Source organism: Mesorhizobium sp. M0968 (assembly GCF_040319065.1).
Classification (GTDB): domain Bacteria; phylum Pseudomonadota; class Alphaproteobacteria; order Rhizobiales; family Rhizobiaceae; genus Mesorhizobium.
Genome location: NZ_JAMYNL010000002.1, coordinates 408,670 through 423,258, shown reverse-complemented (window position 1 = coordinate 423,258; position 14,589 = coordinate 408,670). Strand labels below are relative to the sequence as shown.

The window sequence follows — 14,589 nt, the reverse complement described above, 5'->3', positions numbered from 1 at the left end:
GAATTCCAAGCGAAAGGACATTCATGCCCTGGAACGACAAGAGCGGCGGCGGCGGCCCGTGGGGCGGCGGCAACAATCAGGGGCCTTGGGGTCAGGGACCAAAAGGACCTAGCGGCCCGCAGGGCTCGCCTCCCGATCTCGAGGATATCATCCGGCGCGGGCAGGACCGGTTGCGGCGCGCGCTGCCGGGCGGCGGTGGCGCGAGCCCTGCCGTGTTCGCGCTGATTGCCGCGGCGCTGGTGGTGCTATGGGCGTTCAAGGCAGTGTACACCGTCCAGCCAGATGAAGTTGCGGTGGAGCTCAGGTTCGGCAAGCCGAAGGCGGAGCTGTCGCAGCCGGGCCTGCATTTCCATTGGTGGCCCATCGAAACGGTCGAGACCGCTAACATCGCCGAGCAGCTTGTCAGCATCGGCGGCGGCAGCACCAGCGGCGATGGCCTGATGCTTTCCGGCGACCAGAACATCGTCAACGTGCAATTCTCGGTGGCCTATCAGGTTTCCGACCCGAAGGCCTATCTGTTCGACGTGTCCGACCCGGGCGGCATGCTGCAGCAGGTCGCCGAAAGCGCGATGCGCGAAGCGGTCGGCCGGCGCCCGGCGCAGGACATTTTCCGCGACGACCGGCAAGGCATTGCGGCGTCGGTGCGTGAGATCATCCAGACGACGCTGGACGGCTACAAGGCCGGCCTCAACGTCAACGCAATTTCCATCGAGGACGCCGCGCCGCCGCGCGAGGTGGCAGACGCGTTCGACGAGGTGCAGCGGGCCGAACAGGACGAGGACAAGTTCGTCGAGCAGGCCAATCAGTATTCCAATCAGAAGCTCGGCCAGGCGCGCGGTGCGGCCGCACAGATCCGCGAAGACGCGGCCGCCTACAAGAACCGGGTCGTGCAGGAGGCCGAAGGCGAGGCGCAGCGCTTCATCTCGGTCTATGACGAATATGCAAAGGCGCCGGAAGTGACGCGCAAGCGGCTCTACCTGGAGACGATGGAGAGGGTGCTGAAGGATTCGAGCAAGGTCATCGTCGAGCAAGGCAACGGGCAAGGGGTGGTTCCCTACCTGCCGCTGCCGGCATTGCAGCAGAAGGCGCCGGCACCGGCCACCGGAGGAAACCAGTGATGGCCAACCGTCTTCCCGTCATTGCGGTCATCGCCGCGGTCATCCTGTTCCTGCTCTATTCGTCGGTCTTCGTCGTCAATGCGCGCCAGCAGGCGCTGGTGCTCAGGTTCGGCGAAATCGTCGACGTCAAGAACCAGCCGGGCATCTATTTCAAGGCGCCATTCTCCTTCTTCGATGCCGACACCGTCCAGCTGATCGAAAACAGGGTCCTGCGCTTCGACCTCGACAACATCCGTGTCCAGGTTTCGGGCGGCAAATTCTATGAGGTCGATGCCTTTATCGCCTATCGTATCTCGGACCCGCGTGTGTTCCGCGCCGCGGTTTCCGGCCAGATCGAACTGGCCGAGGCCCGGCTGAGGACGCGTCTCGACGCTGCCTTGCGCCGCGTCTACGGCCTGCGCGACTTCGAGGCGGCACTCTCGGAAGAGCGCGCCGTGATGATGCGCGAGGTGCGCGATCAGCTGAGACCTGATGCCACCTCGCTTGGCCTGCAGATCGAGGATGTCCGCATCCGCCGCACCGATCTCACGGCCGAAGTCTCGCAGCAGACCTTCGACCGCATGAAGGCCGAACGTCTCGCCGAAGCCGAGCGGCTGAGGGCGCGCGGCAACGAGGCAGCGCAGCGGATCAGGGCTCGCGCCGACCGCGAAGTGGTCGAAATCGTCGCCGAAGCGCAGAAAGAGTCTGAAATCCTGCGCGGTGAAGGTGAAGCCCAGCGCAGCGCGACGTTTGCCGGGGCCTATCAGCGCGATCCGGCCTTCTTCGATTTCTACCGGTCGATGAATGCCTATGGCACGGCGCTGAACAGCGCAGGAACGACGATGGTGCTGTCGCCGAATTCCGAGTTCTTCCGCTTCTTCCGCGACCCGGACAGCAAGGAAACGCCTGCGGCACCGGCGGCACCAGCGCCAGCACCTGCCGCTCCCGCGCCACCGGCGGCTCAGCCAAGCACCGGCCAGTAGGGCCGGTGCAGGGATAGCCGGCGTAACAGAGGATTTATTCTCTGGCGGTAGCCATAGCCGCAAACGTGCCTTATTTCTTGCCAACATGACGCGACGCGGCGTTTTTTGCCGAAGCGCTTTTTTCAGAACACCCGGAGGCCTTTCGATGACATCCACCACCCTTCTGCGTGCAGCGAGGCGGACGTTCATCGCCGGGGCCGCTGCGCTTCTGGTCGGCGCCATTGCCGTTCCGTCGTTCGTGGCGCCGACGATGGCAGCCGACGGGCCGCCCTCGGTTGCCGATCTCGCCGCCGGCCTGCTTGGCGCCGTGGTCAACATCTCGACGTCGCAGACTGTTAAAGGCACTGAGGGGCCGGGCGCAGTGCCGATGCCGCAGCTGCCGGAGGGCTCGCCCTTCCAGGACTTCTTCGACGATTTCTTCAAGAACCGTGGCGGCGACAAGGGCGGCGGCGGGCAAAAGGTGCAGTCGCTGGGCTCCGGCTTCGTGGTCGACGCCGTGCAGGGCATCGTGGTGACCAACAACCACGTCATTGCCGATGCCGACGACATCGAGGTGAATTTCTCCGATGGGGTGACGCTCAAGGCGACGCTGGTCGGCACCGACACCAAGACCGATGTCGCGGTGCTGAAGGTCGATCCGAAAGGGCACAAGCTGACGGCGGTGAAGTTCGGCGATTCCAACACGATGCGTGTCGGCGACTGGGTGATGGCGATCGGCAATCCGTTCGGTCTCGGCGGCACGGTGACGGTCGGCATCGTCTCGGCACGCAATCGCGACATCAATTCCGGCCCGTATGACGACTTCATCCAGACCGATGCCGCGATCAACCGCGGCAATTCCGGCGGACCGCTGTTCAACAGCAGCGGCGAGGTCATCGGCATCAACACGGCAATCATCTCGCCATCGGGCGGCTCGATCGGCATCGGCTTCTCGATCCCGTCGCAGCTTGCCTCGGGCGTCGTCGACCAGCTTCGCCAGTTCGGCGAGACGCGGCGCGGCTGGCTCGGCGTGCGCATCCAGCCGGTGACCGACGACATTGCCGAAAGCCTGGGCATGGCGACCGCCAAGGGCGCGTTGGTCGCCGGCGTTATCAAGGGCGGGCCGGTCGACAACGGCACCATCCAGGCCGGCGACGTCATCATCAAGTTCGACGGCAAGGACATCCATGAAATGCGCGACCTGCCACGCGTCGTGGCGGAGAGCCCGGTCGGCAAGGCGGTCGACGTGATCATCGTGCGCAAAGGGGTCGAGCAGACCGTCAAGGTGACGCTCGGCCGGCTCGAGGACGGCGAAAAGCTTGCCAGCGGCGGTGAAAACGGCAACGCCGACCAGGACGATGCCGACAAGGCGCCTGCGGTTTCGACGGCTGCCGTGCTCGGCATGACGATCGGCGAGCTCAATGAGGAGACGCGCACGAAATTCGGCATCGCCGCCGACGTCTCCGGCGTCGTCGTGACCGACGTCTCCAAGGATTCGGCGGCTGCCGAACGCGGCATCCAGCCGGGCGAGGTGATCACCGAGATCGCGCAGGAATCGGTCGCAACGCCCAAGGACGTCATGGACCGGATCGGCGCGCTGAAGGAGCAGGGGCGCAAGAACGCGCTGTTGATGCTGGCGTCGAAGACCGGCGAGCTGAGGTTTGTGACAATCCGGATGGATTGAGTCCGGAAGAGCCTGCAATGCTCTGATCTTGAAACGAAAAAGGGCGGCTAGCGGGTCGCTCTTTTTCTTGCCTGCCAGTCTGTGCGTGACAGCCTGTAGAAGACATGTCGCCTGAGTGCGGTGTGGCTGTCCGGAACACCGGGATGGTCGAAATCGGAGGCGGGGTCGGCGATCATGCCCAGGCGCTCCATAACGGCAGTGGACCGGCTGTTATCCTTGACTGCGAAGGACACGATTTCGTCGAGGCCAAGTCTTTCAAAGCCATAGGTGAGCCAGGCTTCGGCTGCTTCGGTGACATAGCCGCGGCCCCAGAATTCGGGTGCCAGCCGCCAGCCGATCTCGATCGTGCCGGGCGGCAGGAATGGCAAATGATCAGTTCGGGTTATGCCGACGAAGCCGATGCATTCGCCTGTGGCTGCGATCTCAGCGGCCGCGAAGCCGAAGCCGTCGCGATCGATAGCCGCGCGCAACTCCTCCATCTTGGTGTCCGACTGGGCACGGTCGCGGCGAAACGGAAAGAATTCCATGACCAACTCGTCGGAATTGATGCGATGGAAGAGCTCGCGGTCACGATCTTCCCAGTTGCGCAGGATCAGGCGCTCGGTGCGGATCGGCATCATTCGACAAATTCCTCCCGGCGATAACCCTGCAGATAAAGCAAGGCGGTGAGGTCGCCGTGGTCGATGCGGATCTTTGCCTCGGCTGCGACGGCCGGCTTGGCATGCAAGGCGACGCCGATGCCGGCAAGACGGATCATGTCGAGATCGTTGGCGCCGTCGCCGACGGCAATGGCATCGGCAGGCGTCAGGCCGAGGCCGGCGGAAATCTCGATAAGGGCTTCGGCCTTGGCGGCGCGGCCGAGGATCGGTTCGGCGACCAGGCCGGTGAAGCGGCGATCCTGCTCGATCAGGCGGTTGGCGCGATTTTCGTGAAAGCCGAGCAATGCTGCGATGCGGGTGGTGAAGATGTCGAAACCACCGGAGATCAGCGCCGTCCAGGCGCCATTGGCCGCCATTGTCTGGACGAGCGTGCGGCCGCCGGAGGCTAGCGTCAGGCGATTGTCGATGATGCGGTCGATGATTGCGGCATCGAGACCCTTGAGCAGCGCCACGCGCTCGCGCAAGGCCGGCTCGAATGCGATCTCGCCGTTCATCGATCGCGCCGTGATGGCGGCGACGCGATCCTTGACGCCGATCTCGTCGGCAAGCTCGTCGATGCATTCCTGGTCGATCATCGTCGAATCCATGTCGGCGATCAGGATCTTCTTGCGCCTGTTCTCGGCCGGCTGGACGGCCACGTCGATCGGTTCGGAAGCCAGCGCGGCACGCAGGCGCGCCGTTATTTCGGAAGCGTCGGCGGTCTCCGGCAAGTCGAGCTCGCAGGCGATGCCTTCGGCCAGCCAGCGAACAGCGCTTGCGCCGACCGACCGCGAGGCCATATTCGCTAGCGTCGACGTCAATGCGCGGCCGGCGGGATGGGATAGAAGCGTGGCGATCAGCAGCATCGAAAATTCCAGCGGACAGGCGGGCGAAGGCCGCGTGAAGAACGCGATCCTGATAGCCGGGCCGACCGCCAGCGGCAAGTCGGCGCTCGCACTCGACCTCGCCGAGCGCAATGGCGGTGTCATCGTCAACACCGATTCCATGCAAGGCTATTCGGTGCTCGACGTGCTGACGGCGCGGCCTGGTCCTGCCGAACTCGCCTGCGTTCCCCACTTTCTTTATGGACACGTCGATCCGTCCACCGCCTATTCAACCGGCGCCTGGTTGCGTGATGTCATAAAGCTGATCGACGACGGCACGCTTTCGGAGCGGCCAGTGATTTTCGTCGGCGGAACCGGGCTTTATTTCCGGGCGCTCACGGAAGGTATCTCGGAGATGCCCGACATTCCGAAGTCGATCCGCGATCGCTGGCGCTACGAGCTCCAGGAACAGGGCGCAGTGAGATTGCACCGCATCCTGTTGCGCGAGGATTCTGCGGCCGGCATGATGCTGAAGCCGACGGATGGCCAGCGCATCGTGCGGGCGCTGGAGGTGCTCGACGCGTCGGGCCGTTCCATCCTGGACTGGCAGGCCGCGCGTGGCCGGCCGTTGATCGACGGGAGCAGCGCGCGCTTTTTCGTCATCGAGCCGGAGCGAGCGGCTCTGGTGGAGCGGATCGATGCCCGCTTCGACCGCATGCTGGATGAGGGGGCACTGGACGAGGTGAAACAGCTTTCAGCGCTCGGCCTCGATCCCGACCTGCCGGCGATGAAAGCAATCGGTGTTCGCGAGCTTCAGGCCGCGCTGGCCGGCGCCTTCAGTTTTCCCGAGGCCATCGAGCGCGCGAAAATCGCGACGCGGCAATATGCCAAACGGCAGGCGACCTGGTTCAGGCACCAATTGGGCCCGGAATGGCAGAGATTGCGTCCTGATGGGGGGATCGACTCGATGCTCTCACTCCCTCCTTCGAGCGCAACCTGAAAAGTCGACACCGAGGGGACATTTCGCGTTGAAGTTGTCCAGGTTAACTGTCCGTAAGTTCCCGCATGCCATAAGATCGCTACGAACTTTCCAACGGGGAGCAGATGCGTTTCCACAAGGCGGAATCAGCCTTTTTCGTCTTTATTTTTGTGATCCTGGCCGCCGGCCTGGTGACGCTTTACGCCTATGGGCTCCTGCAAACCCTGGCCGCCGACATTAGCAATACGCCTTCAAAACTCGATGAAATCGTCTATCTCAACAAGCTGCTGTTTGCGACGGGCGTGCTGTTGGCGACTGCGCTGTTCTTCGGCATTTTCTTCATCTACCCGCTGATCCGAAAGCAGGCGACGGAAGAAGGCAAGCTGCGCGCCATGACCGTTTCGCTCAGCGCGCGTTCGGAGACGCTGGAGCATGCGGCGCTCACCGACAGCCTCACCGGCATGCAGAACCGGCGTTATTTCGACGATGCGCTGAAGGAATATCTCGAAGAGTTCCGCCGCATCGAGAAACCAGTAGGGCTGATGATCCTCGACCTCGACCATTTCAAGCAGGTCAACGACAGCCACGGCCACGATGTCGGCGACGAGGTGTTGCGGGCGGTCGCCAACTGTCTCAAGGACATGACACGCTATCACGACGTGGTGGCGCGCCTGGGCGGCGAGGAGTTCGCGGTGGTCACGCCCAATATGGACGCCGAGCTGCTATCCAAATTCGCCGAGCGCATCCGCAAGGCGATCGCCAACATGTCGGTGCTGACGGGCAATGTCCGACTGAAAATCACCACCAGCGTCGGGCTTGCCGTCTGGGATCGCAAGGAAACCGCCGAGGAGTTCTATCGCCGCGCCGATCGCCAGCTCTATGAGGCGAAGAGGCAAGGGCGCAACCGCGTCTGTGCCTGAATTCCGTCATTGAATTCGTGATTCCGGCCGTCTGGTATCGTTTTCTTCGTTTCCGGTGCACGCAGACCGACATCACCCCGTCAAGCTGAGATGCTGCCTTTGCGGGGCTTGCCGGAAATAGAGGTGTTGCCGTGACTAAATCCGATCTCTCCGGTCTTTACCGAGGCTATATTGCATGCCTGAACAAGCAGGATTGGCCAAATCTGGGGAGGTTTGTTCATGATGAAGTGACCCACAACGGTCGCAAGCTCGGATTGTCCGGCTATCTCGAGATGTTGGTGAGAGACTTCGACGAAATTCCGGACCTTTATTTCAACATTCAGCTATTGGTTGCCGATCCGCCTTATGTAGCGAGCCGGCTAAGCTTCGACTGCGCGCCAAGGGGAACGTTCCTTGGGCTCGATGTAAGCGGGAAGAGAATTTCGTTTGCCGAGAACGTATTTTATGAGCTTCAGAGAGGGAAAATTCGCCAGGTGTGGTCAGTTATAGACAGGACAGCCATCGAAACTCAGCTTTGATATCTGCGAGCGCTGCCTAAAAGTCGCTCGGCTCAATCATTCTGGGGGACGCAGGCCGAAGGTCGCCGGCTTGAGGCCGTAGCGCAAGTCGAAATCGTCGTTTCGCTGGGTGCGTGCGGCCGACCGCTTGCGATAGTCCGAATCGCCGGCCTGCCGGCCCGGATCGACGACTTCCGCGAAAGGCATTGCCTGTTGTGATTTCGGCACGTTGCGCAGCCGTTCGACGATCGCCACGAGGTCGACCTCGTCGCCGGTTTCGGACGGCAAGGCATTCTCGCGTTTGGCGGTGCCGGGGATCAAATCCTCGGAGAGCTTTTCGAACTTCATCCGCATCGTCGTCGCCACGCCTTCCCCGAAGGCGATAGCCTCGCGCTGGCCCATGGAAGACAGGAACGCGAGCGTCGAAGCCGAGGAATCGGCGATCGCCGAGCGGATGATCGCCTGGTCCTGCTCGTTGGCGAGCCGCATGGCAAAGAACGTCGAGCACTGCGACAGGATGGTCGGGTCGAGTTCGCCCGGGCGCTGGGTGACGACGCCGAGATAACAGCCATATTTGCGGCCTTCCTTGGCGATGCGCGACAGCGCGTGCCGCGTCGGCGCGAAACCGAGGCGCGGATCGGCCGGCATATAGCGATGCGCTTCCTCGCACAGGAAGAGCAGCCGCAGGCGGCCTTCGCTCCACAACGCCAGGTCGAAGGCCAGCCGCGCCAGGACCGAGCAAACGGAATTGACCACCTCGGACGGCATGCCGGCCATTTCGAAGCAGGTCACCGGGCGGCCGTGATGCGGCACGCGGAAGATGTTGCCGATCGTCTCGTGGATGGTGTCCTCGATCAGGCGCGAGTTGAACATGAAACGGTAGCGCGGATCGGATGCCGCCGATTCGATACGTGTCTTCAGTGACCTGAGGGTCGGGCGATCGTTCTTGCTTTCCAGCAGCCCCATGCGCTCGTCGACCAGCTTGATGAGGTCGGCAATGCGATAGGGCACCGGCGCGTCTGCGGTCAGCGCATCGGTGCTGCGCCGTAGATAGTTGCCGGAGTTCGGATTGCGGTAGAGGTTCTTGGCCGCGGGGATGAGATCGCGCAAGGCGTCGACCTCTTCCGGGACCGTCTCGCGGCCGCGAAACAGCACCTCGGCAAATTCCTCTAGCTTGAACATCCAGAAGGGCAGGTCGAGCGTCGTCGAATCGACCCTGACGCAATATTCGGGCAACGACGCGGCGAACTCGTTGTGTGGATCGAGGATGAGCACGCGCAGGTCGGGCCGGGCGGCGATCGACTTGCGCAAGAGCAGCGACACGGCGGTCGATTTGCCGACCCCGGTGGTGCCGACAATGGCGAAATGCCGCGCCAGCGTATCGTCGATGGCGATATTGGCGTCGATCGCCTCGTCCTGCGACAGCGTGCCGATGGTGATCGAATGACGACCTGCGAGATCGTAGACGGCCTGCAGGTCGCGGCTGCGGATACGATGGGCAATGGCGCCGATATGCGGGTAGGTTGTGATGCCACGGTCGAAGATCGGCTTCGCGCCGGGTTCGGCCCCGTCGCGCACCTCGCCGATCAATTCGATGCTGACCTCGATCGGATTCTGGCCCTCGCTGCTCCACGCACGATCCGACTTGCCGATTTCATAGACCAGGCCGACGGTTCGTGATGTACCGAGATTGATCGAGATCATCTTGCCGACGCTCCACAGGCCGGTGACCGTGCCTTCGATATCGTCGGCATAGGCGCTGATGGTGGCGCGCGCGCCGTCGCATTGTACGATATTGCCCAGAATGCGCTTGTCGTTCTGCTCCGCCCTGCGGCGCTCCAGCAAAGTCGGTTCCCCAATGGAGGCTTCGCGTTCAACGAGCATGGATACGCCGGTCCCCTTTTCCCAAGCGATGAGCCTAGGCGAACGGGGTTAAGGTGGGATGAGGCCGGATGGTTTAGCGGACATTAAGGAGTTTGCGAAAACTGGATGAAACGGCCGTTGCTCTGTAGAAGAATTTCGATATATTGGATTAATGGATGATATAGCGAACGACATCTCCTCGACCGTCGGCAGAAGAATACATACCGAAAGAGTGGCTCGAGGCTGGTCCTTGGCAGAACTGGCGGAGCGGTCCGATGTTTCGAAAGCCATGCTGAGCACGGTAGAACGCGGCATGACCAGCCCGACGGCGGCACTCCTTGTGCGTATTGCGGCCGCCTTCGGCATGACGCTGTCCACATTGATCGCAAGGGCGGAATTGCAGGGCGGTGGCCTGCTTCGCGAACGTGACCAGCCGCTCTGGCGCGATCCGGCTACGGGTTATGTGCGGCGGCATCTTTCGCCGGTTTCGGACATGCCCCTCGAACTGATCCGGATCCAGTTGCCGGCCGGCGCCAAGGTAAGTTTCCCGGCGGCGTCTTATGCCTTTATCAGGCAACAGATATGGCTGATCTCCGGGCGACTGGAATTCACAGAGGGGGACATCGTTCACCGGCTCGAACCGGGCGACTGCCTGGCGCTCGGCGCGCCATCCGATTGCGTCTTTCACGCTCCGGGGCCGGACGCCGCCGACTGTCTGGTTGCGTTGGCCAGGAGCTGAGGTGAAGGCGCGCCGTCCAAAACGCTGCGACAATGGCGGTCCGCCGCTCGACGACTATGACGGTCCGCCCTGGGGCAAGGGCGACCCCTATGTGTTTCTTGCCTGGCAGACCGCCCATGCCCAGGCATGGAAAGTGCCGAGCCGCGAGATCATGCTGATGCGGCTGCACAAGGCCGAGCGGCTGGGCCTGACCTATGAGGAATACACGCTCGAACTGCTGGAACGCGGGCGACATCTGCAAGAGGAAGACGCCGATCGCATCGCGGAAATCCGGCGGGCCAGGAAGCGGAAGCGGACCAGTCGTTTCGACTGACGGACGGCGACAGGGGAACGACATGAGTTCGATCGAAATCAGGCCACTCAGCAATGCTGACGGAACGCAAAAAATGCTGACGGAACTGCTGATCGGGACAGTCGCTGCCGGCGGCTCGGTCAGCTTCATGCATCCGTTGGTGCCGGAGATGGCCGCGGCCTTCTGGAACAAGTCGCTTCAGGCGGCCGCCAGAGGCGAAAGGGCGGTGCTTGGGGCCTGGAACGGCGAGGCTCTGGTCGGCACCATCACCTTGCTGCTCGACTGCCCTCCCAACTCGGCACCATCACCTTGCTGCTCGACTGCCCTCCCAACCAGCCGCACCGGGCCGAGATCGCCAAGCTGATGATCCGCCTCGATTACCGCGGCAAGGGCATCGCAACCCGCCTGATGGAGGCGGCGGAAGCCGTTGCTGTGGAGAAAGGCCGCACGCTGTTGGTCCTCGACACGGCAAAAGAGGAGGGGGCTTCCGGGCTCTATGAAAAGCTCGGCTTCACGCTGGCCGGCGAAATACCGGATTATGCGCTGAAGCCGCATGGCGGGCTCACAGGCACCCTCATCTACTGGAAACGCGTCGGCCGGACACGCTGATGGCGACAACGATGCACCTTTGCAACACCCGTCAGACCATCGCGGGCGTGGAAAGAATAGCTCTTGCGTCAAATTGGCGGCGAGCTTAGAGAAGCCGCCCATTCTGATCCGTCGTCCTGAAAGGAGACCTGTCAATGACCCGGCGATCCAGATCGACACATTCCGTGCCGACGCTGGAATTGCGTGCGGCTGACAGGGTTCCAATCAGGAAGAACGGCCATGGCAAAGTCCATGATCCAGCGCAGGCAGGATGCCGAGCGCGAACGCATTGAAGCATATGCCGTAACGCTGCGGCGGGTTTTTCCCGTCCCGCGTCCCGCTCCGGATTTCGAGCGGGCGCTCGACGAGGCACGTCGGGGCTTTGCCGGCATGGCGATTCGCGACGGCGCGCTGTGGCGTCCAAAGCTGAAGACGCGCGACCCCGAGCGGCTGCGGCTGGCCGCGGCGCGCCATCTCTATGCGCGCTACCCGGTTACAGCCGCGCTCGAGGGGATCTGGCTGGACAGCTCGGGGTTGAATGTGGGCGAGATTGCGCTTCGCAAGGCTTGGTATATCGCAGTGGCGCGTGGTGACTCGCTTTACAAGGCGGGCGCCTGTGCGTGGCTGTCTCGCAAGGAGGTGCATTGCTTCTTGAACTTGCCCGGCGATTTCACGTTCGACGAGGCATTTTGGGTGGTGATCGCCCGGTCCTACACGGATGATTCCGGGTTGGCGGCCCGACTTGCCAAGTCGAAAATCGCGCGCACGCCACGTAACGATCTGGCCTTCTGGCGCGAGGTGACACGGTTCTTCTGCGGGCAACCCGCGTCGAAGGAGGAGATCGACGATCTTTGCGACTATATCGGCGCCGTGCACCAGCGCGATGCGGCGTACAGCCTGAAGGGTCGCACGCTTGCCTCGCTGCGTCGGCAGATGCTGGAATGGCATCGAGACATTGCCGCGATCGAACGCATCGAGGCAATGCGCCGCCGCGCTGCCGGGCGGACCACGCGTACTGCCGGGACGCAGTCGCAGGGTCGCGCCTGGGACGGCTCGTGCCTGGACGACTGGGACTGGCAGCCGTCGACCAAGGAGGCAAAGGCGCATGGCGAGCGTTTCTTCGTCCGTCAGTTGAAGACAGCTGAGGATCTGGTCGCCGAGAGCCGGGCGATGCATCATTGCGTCTCGATATACGCGGCCAAATGCATCGCCGGCAATGCCTCGATCTGGGTGCTGCGGCGCTCGGCGCTGGGCAAGATCGAGCGGTTGCTGACGATCGAACTCGACCCGCAAAACCGTGCGGTGCAGGTGCGCGGTTTCGGCAATCGTCTCGCCTCGCTCGAGGAGCGCAAGATCATCGAGCGCTGGGCCAAGGCGAGGGGTGTGGTGCTCTGCGCCTGAAACGGAAGACCCGCGCGGCGGAAAGGCGGCGCGGGTGCATAATGGGCGGATGTGCCGACGTCAGGCCAAGTGCACATTCGCCGTTGACAGCGGCGTCAAACCAATTCTATTGTCCGCCACCATGAAAAAGGCACTCATTCTCGTAGGAAAGCGCGTGGGCAAGGCGGTGTAACCGCCGGGCGGTGACCTCCCATGCGCAAGACACAGGCTCCCTCGGGGGCCTTTTTTATTGCCCGAAACACGACTAAACGACGAGCAATCGCCAGATGGCGAACAGTACGGGACCAGAACGATGAGCAGTGGACAGAATGAGCGGCGCGAAATGCCAAGAACTGAAATGCCAAGGAGCGAAATGACGGGTGCCGAAATGGTGGTGCAGGCGCTGAAGGACAATGGCGTCAAGCATGTTTTCGGCTATCCGGGCGGCGCGGTTCTGCCAATCTACGATGAAATCTTCCAGCAGGACGAGGTCGAGCACATCCTCGTCCGCCATGAGCAGGGCGCGGGCCACGCGGCGGAAGGCTATGCGCGCTCGACTGGCAAGGCCGGCGTCATGCTGGTGACCTCAGGGCCGGGCGCCACCAATGCGGTGACGCCATTGCAGGACGCGCTGATGGACTCGATCCCGCTGGTCTGCCTGACCGGCCAGGTGCCGACTTCACTGATCGGCTCGGATGCGTTCCAGGAGTGCGACACGGTCGGCATCACGCGGCCCTGCACCAAGCACAACTGGCTGGTGAAGGACGTCAACGAGCTCGCGGCAACGATCCACGAGGCCTTTCATGTGGCAACGACAGGGCGCCCCGGTCCGGTCGTCGTCGACATCCCGAAGGACGTGCAGTTCGCCAGGGGTATCTATGTCCCGCCGCAGACGGCGCCGCGCACCAGCTACCAACCGAAGGTCCAGGGCGATCTGGAAAAGATCAAGGCGGCGGTCGAGCTGATGGGGGCTGCCCGAAAGCCGATCATCTATTCGGGCGGCGGCGTCATCAATTCCGGCCCGGAGGCGAGCCATCTGCTGCGCGAGCTGGTCGACCTCACCGGCTTTCCCATCACCTCGACGCTGATGGGCCTCGGCGCCTATCCGGCGTCGGGCAAGAACTGGATGGGCATGCTCGGCATGCACGGCACGTATGAAGCGAACATGGCGATGCACGATTGCGACGTCATGCTCTGCATCGGCGCGCGCTTCGACGACCGCATCACCGGGCGGCTGACGGCGTTTTCGCCGAATTCGAAGAAGATCCACATCGACATCGACCCGTCGTCGATCAACAAGAACGTCCACACCGACGTGCCGATCATCGGCGATGTCGGGCGTGTGCTGGAGGATCTGGTGCGGCTGTGGCGGGCAACCGCCAAGGCCGACAAGAAAGCGCTTCACCCGTGGTGGGAGCAGATTGCCAAATGGCGCGCGCGCGATTCGCTCGCCTACAAGATGAATCACGAGGTGATCATGCCGCAATACGCCGTCCAGCGGCTCTATGCGCTGACCAAGGACCTCGACACCTACATCACCACCGAGGTCGGCCAGCATCAGATGTGGGCGGCGCAGCACTATCATTTCGAGAAGCCGAACCGCTGGATGACCTCTGGCGGACTGGGCACGATGGGCTACGGCCTGCCGGCGGCACTCGGCGTGCAGATCGCGCACCCGGATGCGCTGGTCATCGATATCGCCGGCGACGCTTCGGTGCAGATGACGATGCAGGAGATGAGCGCGGCGGTGCAGCACGAGGCGCCGATCAAGATCTTCATCCTCAACAACCAATATATGGGCATGGTGCGGCAGTGGCAGCAGCTGCTGCACGGCAACCGGCTGTCGCACTCCTACACCGAGGCGATGCCGGATTTCGTCAAGCTCGCCGAAGCCTATGGCGGCCACGGCATTCGCTGCGACAAGCCGGACGAGCTCGATGACGCGATCAAGGAGATGATCGCGGTCAAGAAGCCCGTCCTGTTCGACTGCCGCGTGGCGACGCTCGCCAACTGCTTCCCGATGATCCCGTCCGGCAAGGCGCATAACGAGATGCTGTTGCCGGACGAGGCGACCGACGAAGCTGTCGCCAACGCGATCGACGCCAAGGGTAGGGAACTGGTGTAGT

At 62.8% G+C, this 14,589-nt stretch carries 13 protein-coding genes and 1 pseudogene; 11 read left to right on the top strand and 3 right to left on the bottom strand.

Annotated features, from left to right (window positions below):
* Positions 1 to 23 precede the first annotated feature (23 nt).
* The 3 genes from hflK to NKH67_RS04845 all read left to right on the top strand — a co-directional run bounded on the left by hflK (position 24) and on the right by NKH67_RS04845 (position 3,743).
* Positions 24 to 1,118 carry an FtsH protease activity modulator HflK gene (gene hflK, locus NKH67_RS04855; RefSeq protein WP_352501021.1) on the top strand — a complete coding sequence of 365 codons (1,095 nt, stop codon included), beginning with the start codon at positions 24 to 26 and terminating at the stop codon, positions 1,116 to 1,118.
* On the top strand, positions 1,118 to 2,080 hold the full coding sequence (gene hflC, locus NKH67_RS04850) for a protease modulator HflC (RefSeq protein WP_352501020.1): 963 nt from the start codon (positions 1,118 to 1,120) through the stop codon (positions 2,078 to 2,080). The genes hflK and hflC overlap by 1 nt, the downstream gene beginning before the upstream one ends.
* A 145-nt stretch (positions 2,081 to 2,225) precedes the next feature.
* Positions 2,226 to 3,743 (top strand): DegQ family serine endoprotease, encoded by a 1,518-nt coding sequence (locus NKH67_RS04845; RefSeq protein WP_352501019.1) that lies wholly within the window; start codon positions 2,226 to 2,228, stop codon positions 3,741 to 3,743.
* A gap of 47 nt (positions 3,744 to 3,790) precedes the next feature.
* Here the strand turns inward: NKH67_RS04845 and NKH67_RS04840 are convergent, their stop codons facing one another.
* Both NKH67_RS04840 and serB read right to left on the bottom strand, forming a co-directional pair.
* The gene (locus NKH67_RS04840) at positions 3,791 to 4,363 is read right to left on the bottom strand and encodes a GNAT family N-acetyltransferase (RefSeq protein WP_352501018.1); all 573 of its coding nucleotides are present in this window, start codon (positions 4,361 to 4,363) and stop codon (positions 3,791 to 3,793) included.
* Positions 4,360 to 5,247 carry a phosphoserine phosphatase SerB gene (gene serB, locus NKH67_RS04835; protein WP_352501017.1) on the bottom strand — a complete coding sequence of 296 codons (888 nt, stop codon included), beginning with the start codon at positions 5,245 to 5,247 and terminating at the stop codon, positions 4,360 to 4,362. Before serB ends, NKH67_RS04840 begins: the two co-directional genes overlap by 4 nt.
* Between serB and miaA the strand changes: the two genes are divergently transcribed.
* From miaA to NKH67_RS04820, 3 genes are all read left to right on the top strand, one after another.
* Positions 5,237 to 6,205, top strand: coding sequence for a tRNA (adenosine(37)-N6)-dimethylallyltransferase MiaA (miaA, locus tag NKH67_RS04830; protein ID WP_352501110.1), 969 nt, complete (start codon positions 5,237 to 5,239; stop codon positions 6,203 to 6,205). The genes serB and miaA overlap by 11 nt on opposite strands.
* A 104-nt stretch (positions 6,206 to 6,309) precedes the next feature.
* Positions 6,310 to 7,104, top strand: coding sequence for a GGDEF domain-containing protein (locus NKH67_RS04825; protein ID WP_352501016.1), 795 nt, complete (start codon positions 6,310 to 6,312; stop codon positions 7,102 to 7,104).
* Positions 7,105 to 7,235: 131 nt separating this feature from the next.
* A complete protein-coding gene (locus NKH67_RS04820) occupies positions 7,236 to 7,622 on the top strand; it encodes an ester cyclase (protein WP_352501015.1) in 387 nt (128 codons plus the stop codon).
* 36 nt (positions 7,623 to 7,658) lie between these two features.
* Here the strand turns inward: NKH67_RS04820 and NKH67_RS04815 are convergent, their stop codons facing one another.
* Positions 7,659 to 9,485: an ATP-binding protein gene (locus NKH67_RS04815; RefSeq protein ID WP_352501014.1), complete on the bottom strand. Its 1,827-nt coding sequence runs from the start codon at positions 9,483 to 9,485 to the stop codon at positions 7,659 to 7,661.
* Positions 9,486 to 9,636: 151 nt separating this feature from the next.
* Here NKH67_RS04815 and NKH67_RS04810 point away from each other — a divergent pair, with 151 nt between their 5' ends.
* The 5 genes and pseudogenes from NKH67_RS04810 to NKH67_RS04790 all read left to right on the top strand — a co-directional run bounded on the left by NKH67_RS04810 (position 9,637) and on the right by NKH67_RS04790 (position 14,588).
* Positions 9,637 to 10,203 (top strand): helix-turn-helix domain-containing protein, encoded by a 567-nt coding sequence (locus NKH67_RS04810; protein WP_352501013.1) that lies wholly within the window; start codon positions 9,637 to 9,639, stop codon positions 10,201 to 10,203.
* A 1-nt stretch (position 10,204) separates the two neighbouring features.
* Entirely contained in the window at positions 10,205 to 10,516 is a 312-nt protein-coding gene (locus NKH67_RS04805; protein WP_352471626.1) for a hypothetical protein, read from the top strand.
* Between the two features lie 22 nt (positions 10,517 to 10,538).
* Positions 10,539 to 11,104, top strand: a pseudogene (locus tag NKH67_RS04800) (GNAT family N-acetyltransferase).
* Between the two features lie 219 nt (positions 11,105 to 11,323).
* Positions 11,324 to 12,484 carry a PcfJ domain-containing protein gene (locus NKH67_RS04795; RefSeq protein WP_352501012.1) on the top strand — a complete coding sequence of 387 codons (1,161 nt, stop codon included), beginning with the start codon at positions 11,324 to 11,326 and terminating at the stop codon, positions 12,482 to 12,484.
* Between the two features lie 352 nt (positions 12,485 to 12,836).
* Positions 12,837 to 14,588, top strand: a complete 1,752-nt coding sequence (locus NKH67_RS04790) for an acetolactate synthase 3 large subunit (protein WP_352471629.1) — start codon at positions 12,837 to 12,839, stop codon at positions 14,586 to 14,588.
* Position 14,589 lies beyond the last annotated feature (1 nt).